Genomic DNA, 13,695 nt, shown 5'->3' with positions numbered 1-13,695 from the left:
CAACTCATTATAATATTCTTTTTGAGTCTTTTAAAATACGGGCCGTTCATGCTATGGACGGCCCGTATGCATATCTTTGTTATAGCATTTTACATTAATTATGACCAATACCACCCTGCAACCTGCTGATATTACGGACGAATTGCTCGCTACCTACGAAACGGTGATCGGGCTTGAAGTGCATTGCCAGCTGTTGACAGAATCGAAGTTGTTTACCAGGGATGTCAATCTTTTTGGAACAGAACCCAATACGAACATTGGTCCGCTGACACTCGCATTGCCTGGAACACTGCCCAAAATCAACAAAAAAGCAGTTGAGTATGCAGTTCGTCTTGGACTTGCATGTGGCTGCTCCATTAGCAGAAAGACTGTTTTTGACCGTAAAAATTACTTTTACCCTGACCTTCCCAAAGGATATCAGATTTCGCAGGATAAAAAGCCGATTTGCGAAAATGGAGGAGTTACTGTCTCGACCAAAGATTCAACAGGTAAGATAACAGAGAAATTAATCCGGTTTCACCACATTCACCTCGAAGAGGACGCGGGAAAATCGGTGCACGAGGGGGATCAGGTGGAAACTTTGCTGGATTATAACCGCGCGGGTACTCCGTTGGTAGAGATGGTTTCTGAGCCTGATTTGCGGTCCGCCGAAGAGACGGGTGCATTTGTTACTGAGATAAGAAGATTGGTCCGCTATCTTGGGATCAGTGACGGAAATATGGAAGAAGGCTCCCTTCGTTGCGACGTGAACGTTTCTGTTCGTAAAAATGGCGCAGCGGAATTTGGGACAAAGGTTGAGATCAAGAATATGAACTCAATCCGGAATATGATGCGGGCAATCGGCTTTGAAGAAAGAAGACAGGTTGCTTTGCTCGAAAGTGGCGGAACAGTTCAGCAGGAGACACGTATGTTTGACGTGGAAAATGGTCAGACTTACGGAATGCGAGTAAAAGAAACCATGAACGATTACCGCTATTTCCCCGATCCGGACCTTTCGCCTGTGATCGTTTCGGAAGAGTGGCTGAACGATATAAAAGGCAGCATGCCCGCATTGCCCCATGAATTGCGGGAAAAATTTGTGAACCAGTACGGAATCCCTGCTTACGACGCAATGGTGCTGACAGATACAAAAGAGATCGCAGACTATTTCGAGGCGGTTTGCAGTAAGACCGCTGCCTATAAAGCGGCTTCGAACTGGCTCATGGGCCCGGTGAAATCATTTCTGAACGATAATGGAGGAAACATCGCCTTGTTCCCGATCAGTGCGCAAACGCTGGCCGAGCTGATCGAGCTTTCTGAGTCAGGTACGGTCAGCAATTCTGTTGCGACGCAAAAAATATTTCCGGTACTCCTGGCTGAGCCGCAAAAGGTGCCACGGGACATTGCTTCGGAGAATAACTGGCTGCAAAACAGCAATACAAACGAGCTGGAATCGTTGGTAGAAGAGGTAATTAATTCAATGCCAGACAAAGTAGCTGCTTACCGGAAAGGCAAAAAAGGGCTGATCGGATTGTTTGTCGGCGAAGTAATGAAAAAGTCAAACAACACAGCCGATCCGAAGCTGGTTAACCAGCTACTGGCGCAGAAATTATCATAGAACAGTTTCTTAACAGAAATTCTCAGGCTTATGAAGAGGTTTTTAAAAGGGGGTATATTATCTGTGTTGCTCGTTGCGGGCGTACAATCCTGGGCACAGCAGCTTGATCCCAAGGATTTTACCGTTACCGGGAAAGTTAAAAATGGCGCGAAAGGTGAAAAGGTCATTCTTTCCAAATCCACGGCGGCAGGTTCTTCGGTAAAGCTGGATTCGACGCAATTAGGTGCTGATGGTAGTTTCTCGTTAAAAAGTACCGAAAGAGACCGCGGAAGCTTTTTTACATTAAATATCGCAGATCGCCAGAAAGTGGTTTTACTGGTGGAAGGAGGCGAAAATTTGAATGTTCAGGCGGATGGTACCACGCGTGATGCCAAAGGAAATGGAGGAAAAGCCGAAGTTACAGGTTCAAAAAATATGGAATACTATGCGCAGCTTGATAAGCTGATGCAGGCTTTTGCGGCAAAGGTGACTACCTGGAATGAAGAATACGCAGCCGCAGAAGAGAAAAAGGATACCAAGAAAATTGCTGAGATCCAGCAGAATTTTACAAAAGCGGATCAGGAACGTTTGACTGCGATCAAAGGAATGCTGCCTGAAATGGGAACTTCGTTGGTTGCATTGTTCGCCGCCAATAACTTTCTGAACCCGGATACAGATCTTGAAACACTAAAGAAACTGGCCGACGAATATGAAAAAGTGCAGCCTACACCTACATTGGCCAAAGGTTTTATCGGACAGATTAAACGGATTGCCGGCGTTTCAGTAGGTCAGGAAGCACCAGATTTTACGCTCAACAGCCCGGAAGGAAAGCCTGTTTCACTTTCGTCCCTTCGCGGAAAATATGTGTTGATCGATTTTTGGGCCTCCTGGTGCGGACCGTGCCGAATGGAAAATCCAAATGTGGTCAGAATGTACGATAAGTTTAAAGAAAAGGGTTTTGACATTTACGGAGTTTCCCTCGACGATAATGAGAAATCGTGGAAAGCAGCCATTACAAAAGATAACCTGAAATGGCAGCACGGATCGGAGCTGAAAAAATGGAATTCGGGAGTAGCGCAGACCTACGGGGTGAATGCAATACCAGCTACTTTTCTTATTGATAAAGACGGAAAAATCATCGCTAAAAACCTGCGGGGACCAGCGCTGGAAAGCAAGCTGACAGAACTGCTGGGTGCCCAATAATATCTTTTTGGTTATATCATGATAAAACCCGCAGGGATACTCCTGCGGGTTTTTTGTTGTTAATTATGTCAGATCGGATCTTCAAGGGAATAGTGAAACTGCAATGGATCCGGATAGAGGAAGTCGTACCGGTATGCGTCATTCAGTTTGCGATTTGAAACGATCTTGAAATCAGGCTGCTCGCCGTCAGCAAATGTGGGCGCCTCCCAGCCGAATTGCGCACAGGTAGTAATGTAAATTTCGCTGCGGGTTGGATGAAGCGGGGCTACTATGTTGAAAGTCTCGTTCCTAACCCCTTGTTTGAGCATAGCCAAAATAAGCGCGGCCCCATCGTCTCTGTGAATGTAGTTAACCGGGACCGTGCCGGTAGTCATATCTTTTTTCCCCTGCATGTATTTTCCGGGAATGCGATTGTAACCCAGGAGTCCGCCGAAACGAAGAACGCTAGCTGTGCATTGTGGCCGCAGGGAGGTGATCAGCTGCTCAGCCTGCGCCATTTCGGGATAATCCGACTCTTCCGGGCTGGTTACATCTTCTTCCGTAACAGTTCGGTTAAGGTCGGGGTAAATGCTGGTTGAACTGATAAAAAGGACTTCTTTCACCGGAGATTCCCTGATTGCCGAAACAACCGCTTGTATTTGCTGTGCGTAAAAGCCCGGCTCACGCTGGCTTGATCGCGGCGGAAGCGAGACAACCATTGCATCTACATTAAAGAATGCATTTACCTGGTCTGTATCTGTCGTAAAACCAGGAGTAAGATCGAGCAGGAAACCTTCCAACCCAAGTGCATCGAACTTTGCAAGCTTGGACTCAGAAGTGGTACTGCACTTGATTTGTGATGTAATAGGATCGCCAACCAAACGTTGTGCTAGTGCAATTCCCAGCCAGCCGCAGCCAAGAATGCCTATTCGTTTTTTTTCTATTTTTGAATCTTCACCTGACATATATTTTTCCCGACAGTCGAATGGTTTATTTAAAACAAATCAGTCTTATTGCACTACTGGCAGTCTTTACATTTTCCTGCAAGCCTGACAACAGAGCTGTTGCTGATATCAGTGATATAGATTTAAAAGTTGTTTCTGAAAATCTCGACGAGGAGCTGTTTGCCTGCAAGTCGGAGACAGAAGTACAAAAATTTTTGAACAAACATCCGCATTTGGGCAGGTATTACTTTTCAGATGCGCCGGTTGAGCCTGGTAAACTGGCAGGTTATCTCTTTAATATACTTCAAAATCAGGATTTCAGGACATTCAAGACGCAGCTTGATTCGCTGATTGGCGACCGGCAAACTGTCATTGTAGATTCACTCACGAAAGCATTCAAACATATTAAGTACTACTATCCTGCATTTACCGCACCAAAGGTTGAATTTATGGTCTCCGGATTTGCAGGCAATGATCTCTACATTTCAGACTCGCTTATCATCATTGGTCTCGATTATTTCGGCGGGCCTAATGCAATGTACCGTCCCGATGTATTTGATTACCAGCTACGTCGATATCAAAAAGAATATATTGTTCCTTCCATTATCTTCTTCATTTCAAACAGGTTTAACAAAATCAGTCCGGGAGATCAAACCTTGCTTGCGGATATGATCGGGTATGGGAAAGGGTATGAATTTGTAAGATATATGATGCCCGGAACGCCGCAAAGCCTAATTATCGGTTACTCGGAGGTTAACCTGAAAAAGACTTATAACAGCCAGCAGGATATCTGGGCGTACTTTATTGCGAGCAAGTTACTATATGAAAAGAATGTACTGCAAAAGCGTAAATTCATCGAAGAGCGACCATTTACGACGGAGATCGGGCAGAAAGTGCCGGGTGCTATCGCCCGCTGGATTGGCTGGCGCATTGTGAATTTGTTTATGAAAGAAAACAGGGAAGTTTCTATTGTTGAGTTGATGGAGATTGATAATGCAAGCAGGATCCTGCAGGAATCGGGTTATAGCGGCCAGCCGGACAAAGTAGAGTAGATTTTATTTACTTTTGCCAAATCCTGTTCACTCAACCAGCTTTTAATGCCATTTACCCTCATTATATTCCTGCTCCTGGTACCCGGCTTTGTGGTAATCGGTGTGTATCTTGAAAGAAAGGTATCCGCCTTTATCCAGGATAGAATGGGGCCAATGGAAGTAGGTAAATGGGGACTTTTGCAGCTTTTCGCTGATTTGCTCAAACTGTTGCAAAAAGAAGATATTGTTCCCAAAGCAGCCGACAGGCGCTTATTTCTGATTGCGCCTTTTATCATTTTCATCTCTGTTTTTGCAGGCTTTGCCGTAGTTCCGCTGGCTCCGGAGCTCGCAGGATCGGGCACGGCAGTGGGTGTTTTCTTTCTTTTGACAATCGTTTCTGTGGACGTTGTCGGACTGTTGATGGCAGGCTGGGGTTCCAATAACAAATTTGCATTGTTCGGCGCGATGCGCGCAGTGGCACAAATCATATCCTACGAAATACCACTTGGTTTGTCAATCCTTTGTGTAGTAATGCTGACACAAACGCTTGATTTACAAGTCATCAGCTATCAGCAGGGCATTTACTCGACTGAGCCTGTTTACCTTTTTGGAATGAAACAATTGGGTATAGATGTAACGCAGGTAGGCGGGATACTGACTTGGAACATTATCAGAAATCCCTTCTTGTTGATAGCTTACGTAGTGTTCTTCATCGCGTCACTCGCAGAATGTAACCGTGCACCGTTTGACTTACCTGAGGGAGAATCTGAGTTAGTAGCCGGTTTTCACACAGAATATTCCGGAATGCGCTGGGCACTTTTTATGCTCTCAGAATACGGAATGATGTTGCTGGTATCGCTTCTGGGCGCGATTCTCTTTCTCGGAAGCTGGAACACACCGCTTCCAAATATCGGCCCGCTTCGTTTGGCAGATTGGACAAGCGGAGAGCCGGGTACCTGGTTTGGCTACGTTACCGGGATCCTCTGGATTTTAAGTAAGGCAATGTTTGGTATTCTTCTGCAAATGTGGGCACGGTGGACTTTGCCCCGGCTTCGCGTGGATCAGCTGATGTATTTAGGCTGGAAAGTACTGACACCCGTGGGTCTCGTTCTCTTCTTTATCTCCGGTGTCTGGCGTTTGATCGGTATCAGTTAGCAATTTCCGCCCCGTCCAGAATGTAGTTCATCTGATAGATATCGTCTGCATTCAACTTTAATGTTCCCGTAAAAGTAAGTCGCTCGTCGGTTTTAAACTTCCGGCCGTCTTTTTTCTTGAAATTCAAAGTCATTACAGTTTCAGGTCCTGCGCCTCCGCAAAAAAAGCAAGCGCTGAATGGAAATGCTGAAAGCACGTACAGGTTTGCGTCCAGGTCAACAGGGAGAATGTAGCCGGTAATAGCTACCTGCTGGTTTTTCAACTTTTGAACACTTGGGCCGAAGGTAGGGTGGAGCATGTAAATGGATTCTTCGGCATACCACTTTTTCTTGAACGTTACATCCCGCAAAGTTTCCCAGGTTACCTTAACAGGCTCGATGGCGGGCTTGAATGCCAGGAGTGTGGTAATGCAAAAAAATAGGGTGGCCGCTTTCAACGATTTCATTTGCTCTTCTATTTAAAAGGGATTGAACCTGATAAACAAATTTAAGCAGATTATCATTCCTCCGCCAGTGTGCGGGATATATTCAACCGGTAAATTCCTGCCGAGGGAAGCGCCGCCGCAATTGCACCAACTGCCAATGCAGCAAATAGAAGGTATATCTCTTCCGGCAGCAATGCGAATTTACCCACTGAATAATGGAAATCCTGTTCAGCGGCTTTTGAAAAAAACCACAATCCAACCCGGCTGAGAATAATCCCGGCAAAAAAGCCGATAATGGCCAGGAACAAGCCTTCAATCAGGAGCATCAGGAAAAGAAAAGTTCGCGTGGCGCCGAGTGAGAGCATTAATGCCATTTCGTACTTGCGCTCTTTCAGGGAATTGTAAAGTGAAACAAAAACGCTTATTCCCGCAATGGTTATGATAATAATGGCAATTGCCCGCAATGTCTCGATCCCTACCCCAAGCAGCGAAAAAAGCCGGTTGATCTCTATACTTGGCAATGCAGCCTGCATAGAAGTATTCTGGTTGATCTGCCGCGGAATGGTCATCAAACCCATTGGGTTACGAAACTGGATCAATGCACTGGTCACATCCCTTCCAGCTTCGTCGGGCTCGTCGCTGGCGTGTTCTTCGGCGTGGTCGTGCTTTTCATCTGCCGGTTCTTCATGGTCGTGGATATCCCAGATACTGGATAATCTGGTCAGGATCAGCTGATCCACTACCGAGCCACTGGGTTGAAAAATACCGGTAACCTTGTATTTACGGTCCCCGTGTACATCACCTTCCCCGTCCAGTCCGTGAGAGCTTGCAAAAGTATCGCCGATTTTAAGTCCTGATACGCGAGCAACTTTGCTGCCGAGCGTTACTTCCATGGATGCATTATACACGTGCCCCTCGGCCACCTTTACCTTATAATGTTCTATATACTTGGGCGTGGTTCCCAGTATTCTGAATCCCTGGTAGTTGTCGCCCATTGAAAGCGGGATAACTGTTTTTACAAAAGGGTTTTTCCGTAATGCATCCACTTCTGCCAGCGGTACATTGCCAGTGGGCGCGTCGATCTGGTAAATGCTGGACAGGATCAGTTGCAAGGGGCTGCCTTTCGCGCCTACTACCATGTCAATTCCTTTGATATTCTTCCGGAACTGCTCGTCAAGCTGCTGGTTCAGGAGCAGAAGCAACGATATCATACCAATACCAAGCGAAAGCAAAAGTGCACTCAGGAAGCTGTTAAGCTTCTTTTCCTTGATATTGGCGATACTGATTTTGAAAAGGTTCATTGCTTTGATTTTTGCCGCCCGCAGAGCAGCCTTGATCCGTTATAAAATCACCTGGTTGGAAAATTCATCTTTCAGCCGCTGGTCGTGCGTAACCACCACGAGGCTCGCACCGATTAATGCGGACTGCATTTTGAGCAGTTCGATGACGCGCTGGCAGTTGATATCGTCAAGGTTTGAAGTAGGTTCGTCGGCAAGGATCACATTGGGTTCATTCATCAATGCACGCGCAATACTTACCCGCTGTTGCTCGCCCTGACTCAGCTGTGCTGTTTTTTTGTTTAAATGCTCTGCAAAACCCAGTTCATTGGCCAGGAAAATTGCTTTCTTCCTATCCTGTGGTTTTTCGGCAAGAAAATTGGAGAGCAGCAGGTTATCGATCACAGACAATGCACTGACAAAATGCGCGCGCTGGTAAATAATCCCGATACTTTTCGCACGGATCAATGCGACCTGCTCCGCTTCCAGATGGCTGATTGACCGGCCGCCTACGGATACTTCCCCGCTTTCGGGACGAAGCAGGAAGGCGAGAAGATGAAGTAATGTGGTTTTGCCTTTCCCCGACTGGCCTAAAATCAGCAAGGTTTCCTTGTCACCGCAATTGATATCAGGAAATTGAAATGTTTTTTGGGGAGAGTACGAAAACCTGAGATTGTGACTCGTAATCATTTCCTGGATCTTTTTTAGTCTGCAATGATAGCAAAGTTTTCTTGGTCATCCATTTAAAACGTGTGTTAATGCGCGGTTGTGGTCTATATCAGCTCATTTCCGCATACCGGAATTTGGCAGGTAGGTGTTCATTTTAAAAAGATTCCCCGCTACAAATAAATCTTTTGTAAATACGTTGAAATGGTGTTGAAGCCGTAATAAAACCGACAACTATCCTATTTTTGCAAAAAAACGATCTGAAAATGCGTAGACATTTTGAATTCAAAAGAGTATCCGGGGCGCTTGCAGTGATCATGACTTTTGGACTTTTATTAACAGGAAAGGAGGCCAGCGCGCAGAGCAGAGGCATTTTCGTTCCTTACTCTACAGCAGGCTTTGGCGTAGGTACATCCAGCTATTTCGGCGATTTCGCTCCATACAGAAGGCACGTAGCTTCTGTATTTAACATGATGCGTTGGAGCGTCGGCGGCAATTACACAAGGCACTTTACACCACGTCTGGCAGCCAGGGCAAGTTTCATTTACGGTCGCATTGCTGGCGACGACTACATTATGAACCGCAGGCCAAAATATGAAACGAACATCTTCTATGCGAGAAACCTGCATTTCAGAAATGATCTTAAAGAATTTTCGGTTCAAGGTATTTTCAAGCTTATTCCTGATAACAGAAGCTACGATAGAAGACCTCAGTTTGGAGCGTATCTTTTTGCAGGTGTAGCCTTAACCGCTCACAATCCCAAAGCGCTGGATTCATTGAATGGTGACTGGGTAAAGTTGCAGCCGCTCGGCACAGAAGGTCAGGGTAATGAAGGTTATGCAAAACCATACTCACTTGTTCAGTTTGCAGTACCTGTAGGCATTGGTTTAAGATATAAAATCAATCAGCGGTTTGATGTTTCAGTGGAGCTGGGTTTCAGAAAAACATTTACCGATTATCTTGATGATGCACACGGAAACTATGCCGATCCGGCAGTTTTTGCAGACAATCCACTTGCATTGGCATTGTCAAACAGATCTACGGAGCGTGTAGCCGTCAGAAAGGGAGCAGATCGTACGGAATCTTTGGTTAAGTTTTTACAAGTCAATTACCTGGTTGAAACCAACGATCCTTTTGCAGCTCTTCCGGCAACCGGCTTTGCAGCACCAGGTACACAGCGCGGGAACAGTCCTACTTTGACTGACAACTACCTTTTCGGAATGATCCACCTGAATTACATGCTGCCTTCGCAGATCAAATGTCCCCCGTTAAGATAACAAGCACACATTGAAATATTTATTTTCTAAATGGACTAACAGATACTTGCTTCGCCTTCTGGTAGCAGGTATCTGTTTTTTTGTTGCCGTTTTTGATGTTAATGCTCAGAAAATTGAGCTGGGCGGCGGAATTGGTGGTTTTAACTATAAAGGAGATATTGCACCTTCGCAGCGGCTCCGCTTTATCAGGCCGGGCGGCAGCCTGTTCTTCCGTTTCAATCCCAGTCAGGCATTGTCCCTGCGGGCCGAGGTAGCGGCTGGTGTAATTGCAGCGGCGGACAAGTATAGCAAAGACCCCTTTCAGGTAGCACGTAATAAATCTTTCAGATCAGGCATTTTTGAAGGTACTGCGGTAGCTGAATATAACTTTCTCAATTTCCAGGAGCGCCGTTTTGCGGTTAACTGGAGTCCGTACCTTTTCGGTGGGGTAGGTTATGCCAGGTTCAATCCTCAAACCAAAACCAGCGATTATAAGACATCTTCTTTCGTGCTGCCTTATGGGGTTGGGATCAAATATCAGATCCGTCGCCCGTGGAACATTGGACTGGAATACGGCGCCCGAAAGACTTTCACAGATTACTTGGACGATCTTGGTGGAAAGCCGGTTAACACGGACAAATTGCAGCAGGGAGATCCTTCTCTGAAAGACAACTATTATTATATTAGACTGTCGGTTAGTTACACATTTTACAAGATCGTTTGTCCCTGAGATATATGAAAAGACCTCTCCTGATCCTCTTAGTCGTGGTTATTGCAGGTGTAATTGGCTTTGCCGGTATGCGGATGTATACCAAATCATTTAGCCCCGAAGCTGTTGCCGAAACGAGTAAGAACGGTGTCAACGTCAAGGTTACTTACAGCAAGCCTAGCAAGAAAGGAAGACTCATTTTCGGGCGTGAGCAGGATAATGCATTGCTGCCTTACGGGAAGGTCTGGAGAACAGGCGCGAACGAAGCTACTATCATCGAGATCGGCAGCGGACTTACAATTGCCGGAAAGCCGGTGCAGGCCGGTACTTATTCACTTTACTCCGTTCCCGGTCAGGGCAGCTGGAAGATCATTTTGAATTCGGAGGTAGGTCAATGGGGCACCAATTATAATGATGGAAAAGATGTGCTTCGGGTAGAAGTCCCCATTCGAATCCGCTCTTCTGTGCAGGAGTTGTTTGATATCTACTTTGAGGAAATCCCGACTGGTGTCAATATGATCCTCAGCTGGGACCAGACAGAAGCTATTGTTCCTTTTTCACACAAATAAGATTGGTTTACTAACTTTGCCCGCATGTTTGTTGGAGCCATTGAAAAAGTAGACCAGTTTACCCGCCCGATCCATTTTATATTCCGGTACTACACGGGCAGCGATATTGTACCCGGCACAGCCACCTTATTTTTTGTCAACGAAGAAGGGTTTGCAATTACCTGCAGGCACGTCGCGCGCCAGATCTTGTACGCAAATTCTATCTATGAAAATTATCTCAAATTCAGGGGAGAACTCAGGAAGTTTGAGAAAGATCCAGGGTTTGAAACGCAGCGGACGAATCTTGAAAATAAATACAAGATATCCGCGGCTAATCCCATTCGTGTTCTTTTTAACTTCATTCAGTGCGTCTCAGCTTATAAGGCGATGACGATACATCTGCACCCTACGCAGGATCTTGCGATTATACAGTTCAAAGAATTTGAGTCGGTACAGTACCAGGGTTATGCGCAATTCTTAAAAGACTCACGATTCGCGAAACAGGGCCGGTACCTGTGCAGGTTGGGTTATCCCTTTCCGGAATTCACCAATTACCAATACAACAAAGTCTCGGGCGACATTGAATGGACCAAAGAAGGACGTTCCAAAACGCCGAGCTTTCCTATTGACGGCATTATCACCAGGCACATTGGGGAAGGCAGCGAGATCACCGGAATAGAAATGAGCACGCCTGGACTGAGAGGCCAAAGCGGCGGGCCATTGTTTGATCCAAACGGGACTATTTACGGCATGCAAAGCGCCACGCGCCACCTGCACCTGGGATTTGATCAGGTTAACAGGGAAGTAGTATCCGACGGACAGCGGAGGAGAGTATCCAATTATCCTTTCCTGAATGTAGGTCAATGCGTGCATGTGGATGTGATCAAACAGTTTTTAAGGGAGAAAAAAATCAAATTCTACGAACAGGATTGATCAGGTAGTTTTAATAAAGTCAACTCTTTTACGAGCATAAAGATCCTGACTATGACTGACCTGCAATACGATCTGATCCAACGCGAACTTTCGGAACCATACATTCTTCCCGAAGGTGCAGTCGCGCATTTTAATACTTACGGATATGTAAAGCTCAAAAATGTGCTGAGCGAAAATCTGCTCGCTTATTACGGAGAGTTGATCACGGATCTTGTTTTCCGGCTGAATAAACTGACTAAGCCCATGGAGGAGCGTACGACGTACGAGCGCGCTTTTCTGCAGGTGATGAATTTGTGGAGGGAAAGCGAAGAAGTAAAGGAATTCGTATTCTCCAAAAGGCTGGCAAAGATCGCTGCCGACTTAATGCAAACTTCCGGCGTCAGGTTATATCACGATCAGGCATTGTACAAAGAATCATCAGGTGGAATTACACCCTGGCATGCAGATCAATTTTACTGGCCGCTCTCCTCGCCGAAAACGGCAACAGTCTGGATACCGCTTCAAAGAACTTCCATGGAAATGGGCCCGCTTGCATTTGCAGAAAAGAGCCACCATGTTGAAATAGGACGTGATTTGGAGATTAGTGATGAAAGTGAGGCGCTGATGAACGAGGCGCTGAAACAATTTGAGCTGAACGAAACTCCATTTGATCTTGGTGAAGCCAGCTTTCACGCAGGCTGGCTGTTTCATCGTGCAGGGGCTAATACTTCCGGAAGTCCGCGGAAGGTGATGACGATGATTTATATGGACCAGGATCAGAATATCGTACAGCCCAGAAATGAGTACCAGCAGGCCGATTGGGAAACCTGGCTGCTTTCCCGACCCGTAGGTGGCCCAGCAGACAGCGAGCTTAATCCTGTACTATTTGCTTATTGATCTTATAATATAAGGAGCAGCTCTTCCAGTCTTCTGATGTCGTAAGTGGGTTTTTCATCAAACTGAAGTCCGGCCGGATTGAGATAGACGGTATCAATCCCGATCTGTTTGGCGCCCATAATGTCCGCAATCCAGTTATCACCTACCATGATGCATTCTTCGGGACTTGCCTGAGCCGCGTTCAATGCGAATTCAAAAATTTTCGGGTCTGGTTTCTTGGCACTGGCCGTTTCAAATGTGATCACATTTTCGAAAAAGTGGCCGATCTGAGAACCCGCAAGCTTCCTTGCCTGAATTTCATTAAATCCATTGGTAATAATGTGCATTCTGTAGCCGGTCGCTACTGCATAATTGAGCAGATCGAGTGCACCTTCGAGTAAATGCTTTTTGTCGGGAAGAGTATTCAGGTACAACTCGCCAATTTCTTCATGGTTTTCCGGGCATTGAATACCCAGATCTTCAAAAACGAGCCGAAATCGGTTTTGACGTATATAGGTATGGTGAATTTGTCCGCGGTCAAACATGTCCCACAAAGACAGATTAACTTTCAAGAAACATTGAATGAAATCCTCCATGGACGTTATTCCATGATTTTGGAGTGTGAGTGTATGAAAAATTTCTTCCAGTGACTCGGATGAATTTCTATCAAAATCCCATAGTGTGTGATCGAGATCGAAAAAAATATGCTTGTACTTCATTCTGTGAAAAGTTCAATATTTATTAAAAAAGTGAAATTTCAAATTTCGTTGGTTGCGCAATAAAGATATCGCGAACAAATAAGTCGATCTCTCAGGAATAAGCGTATATTTATATGATAAGTTCTATTAAATATTTTAAAAGGCACATATATACGTAGTAAACTAAGGTAAAGGTGAAAAAAGCTGCCTGGTTGTTAACATGTGTTAATGAAAATCGATTTCGAAAAAAAAGAAACTCAAACGTTTGCAAATTATTTGCTAAATCTATTTCTTTGATTCGTATAATTTGAAATACAGATAATTACTTCAATTTTTTCACCAGACAGAAAGGAGAAACAATATCGACGAACCGCTCTACGTTAACTAAATCGAATAATAAAAATGGAGAAAGTCCAAGTTAGCGACAGTGAGTTGGTGACG

The 13,695-nt window shown here is 45.4% G+C and carries 14 protein-coding genes; 9 read left to right on the top strand and 5 right to left on the bottom strand.

Translation table 11 applies throughout. The annotated features are described in order from the left end of the window. Nucleotides 1-100 precede the first annotated feature (100 nt). Nucleotides 101-1,597, top strand: a complete 1,497-nt coding sequence (gene gatB / locus ACTIE6_RS03505; protein ID WP_439555312.1) for an Asp-tRNA(Asn)/Glu-tRNA(Gln) amidotransferase subunit GatB — start codon at nt 101-103, stop codon at nt 1,595-1,597. A gap of 30 nt (nt 1,598-1,627) precedes the next feature. After that, on the top strand, nt 1,628-2,779 hold the full coding sequence (locus ACTIE6_RS03500; protein ID WP_439555311.1) for a redoxin domain-containing protein: 1,152 nt from the start codon (nt 1,628-1,630) through the stop codon (nt 2,777-2,779). 68 nt (nt 2,780-2,847) lie between these two features. Here the strand turns inward: ACTIE6_RS03500 and ACTIE6_RS03495 are convergent, their stop codons facing one another. Beyond that, on the bottom strand, nt 2,848-3,723 hold the full coding sequence (locus ACTIE6_RS03495) for an NAD-dependent epimerase/dehydratase family protein (RefSeq protein ID WP_439555310.1): 876 nt from the start codon (nt 3,721-3,723) through the stop codon (nt 2,848-2,850). A 20-nt stretch (nt 3,724-3,743) separates the two neighbouring features. Here ACTIE6_RS03495 and ACTIE6_RS03490 point away from each other — a divergent pair, with 20 nt between their 5' ends. Then, the gene (locus tag ACTIE6_RS03490) at nt 3,744-4,754 is read left to right on the top strand and encodes a gliding motility protein (RefSeq protein ID WP_439555309.1); all 1,011 of its coding nucleotides are present in this window, start codon (nt 3,744-3,746) and stop codon (nt 4,752-4,754) included. Beyond that, the gene (gene nuoH / locus ACTIE6_RS03485) at nt 4,755-5,888 is read left to right on the top strand and encodes an NADH-quinone oxidoreductase subunit NuoH (RefSeq protein WP_439555313.1); all 1,134 of its coding nucleotides are present in this window, start codon (nt 4,755-4,757) and stop codon (nt 5,886-5,888) included. Here nuoH and ACTIE6_RS03480 read toward each other — a convergent pair. Genes ACTIE6_RS03480 through ACTIE6_RS03470 form a run of 3 tightly spaced genes read right to left on the bottom strand, consistent with a single transcriptional unit; the run spans nt 5,881 to nt 8,279 of the window. Continuing rightward, nucleotides 5,881-6,333: a DUF3299 domain-containing protein gene (locus ACTIE6_RS03480; RefSeq protein WP_439555308.1), complete on the bottom strand. Its 453-nt coding sequence runs from the start codon at nt 6,331-6,333 to the stop codon at nt 5,881-5,883. The two genes, nuoH and ACTIE6_RS03480, sit on opposite strands and share 8 nt — an antisense overlap. 53 nt (nt 6,334-6,386) lie before the next feature. Then, a complete protein-coding gene (locus tag ACTIE6_RS03475; RefSeq protein WP_439555307.1) occupies nt 6,387-7,613 on the bottom strand; it encodes an ABC transporter permease in 1,227 nt (408 codons plus the stop codon). Between the two features lie 39 nt (nt 7,614-7,652). Continuing rightward, the gene (locus ACTIE6_RS03470; RefSeq protein ID WP_439555306.1) at nt 7,653-8,279 is read right to left on the bottom strand and encodes an ABC transporter ATP-binding protein; all 627 of its coding nucleotides are present in this window, start codon (nt 8,277-8,279) and stop codon (nt 7,653-7,655) included. 242 nt (nt 8,280-8,521) lie between these two features. On the opposite strand from ACTIE6_RS03470, the gene ACTIE6_RS03465 reads away from it, so the two are divergent. Genes ACTIE6_RS03465 through ACTIE6_RS03445 form a run of 5 tightly spaced genes read left to right on the top strand, consistent with a single transcriptional unit; the run spans nt 8,522 to nt 12,577 of the window. Then, nucleotides 8,522-9,532: a DUF6089 family protein gene (locus tag ACTIE6_RS03465; RefSeq protein ID WP_439555305.1), complete on the top strand. Its 1,011-nt coding sequence runs from the start codon at nt 8,522-8,524 to the stop codon at nt 9,530-9,532. Between the two features lie 46 nt (nt 9,533-9,578). After that, nucleotides 9,579-10,241 carry a DUF6089 family protein gene (locus ACTIE6_RS03460; protein ID WP_439555304.1) on the top strand — a complete coding sequence of 221 codons (663 nt, stop codon included), beginning with the start codon at nt 9,579-9,581 and terminating at the stop codon, nt 10,239-10,241. A gap of 5 nt (nt 10,242-10,246) precedes the next feature. Next, complete coding sequence (locus ACTIE6_RS03455) at nt 10,247-10,789, top strand: DUF2911 domain-containing protein (RefSeq protein ID WP_439555303.1); 543 nt, start codon at nt 10,247-10,249, stop codon at nt 10,787-10,789. Nucleotides 10,790-10,813: 24 nt separating this feature from the next. Then, entirely contained in the window at nt 10,814-11,701 is an 888-nt protein-coding gene (locus ACTIE6_RS03450) for a trypsin-like peptidase domain-containing protein (RefSeq protein ID WP_439555302.1), read from the top strand. Between the two features lie 51 nt (nt 11,702-11,752). Next, nucleotides 11,753-12,577, top strand: coding sequence for a phytanoyl-CoA dioxygenase family protein (locus ACTIE6_RS03445; RefSeq protein WP_439555301.1), 825 nt, complete (start codon nt 11,753-11,755; stop codon nt 12,575-12,577). Between the two features lie 2 nt (nt 12,578-12,579). On the opposite strand, the gene ACTIE6_RS03440 is transcribed toward ACTIE6_RS03445, so the two are convergent. Next, nucleotides 12,580-13,275, bottom strand: coding sequence for a YjjG family noncanonical pyrimidine nucleotidase (locus ACTIE6_RS03440; RefSeq protein ID WP_439555300.1), 696 nt, complete (start codon nt 13,273-13,275; stop codon nt 12,580-12,582). Nucleotides 13,276-13,695: the final 420 nt, after the last annotated feature.

The sequence above is a fragment of the Dyadobacter sp. genome, assembly GCF_051859145.1.
In the GTDB taxonomy this organism is placed as follows: Bacteria; Bacteroidota; Bacteroidia; order Cytophagales; family Spirosomataceae; genus Dyadobacter.
The sequence above is the reverse complement of the archived record's forward strand: the minus strand, read 5'-3'. Positions and strand labels throughout refer to the sequence as shown.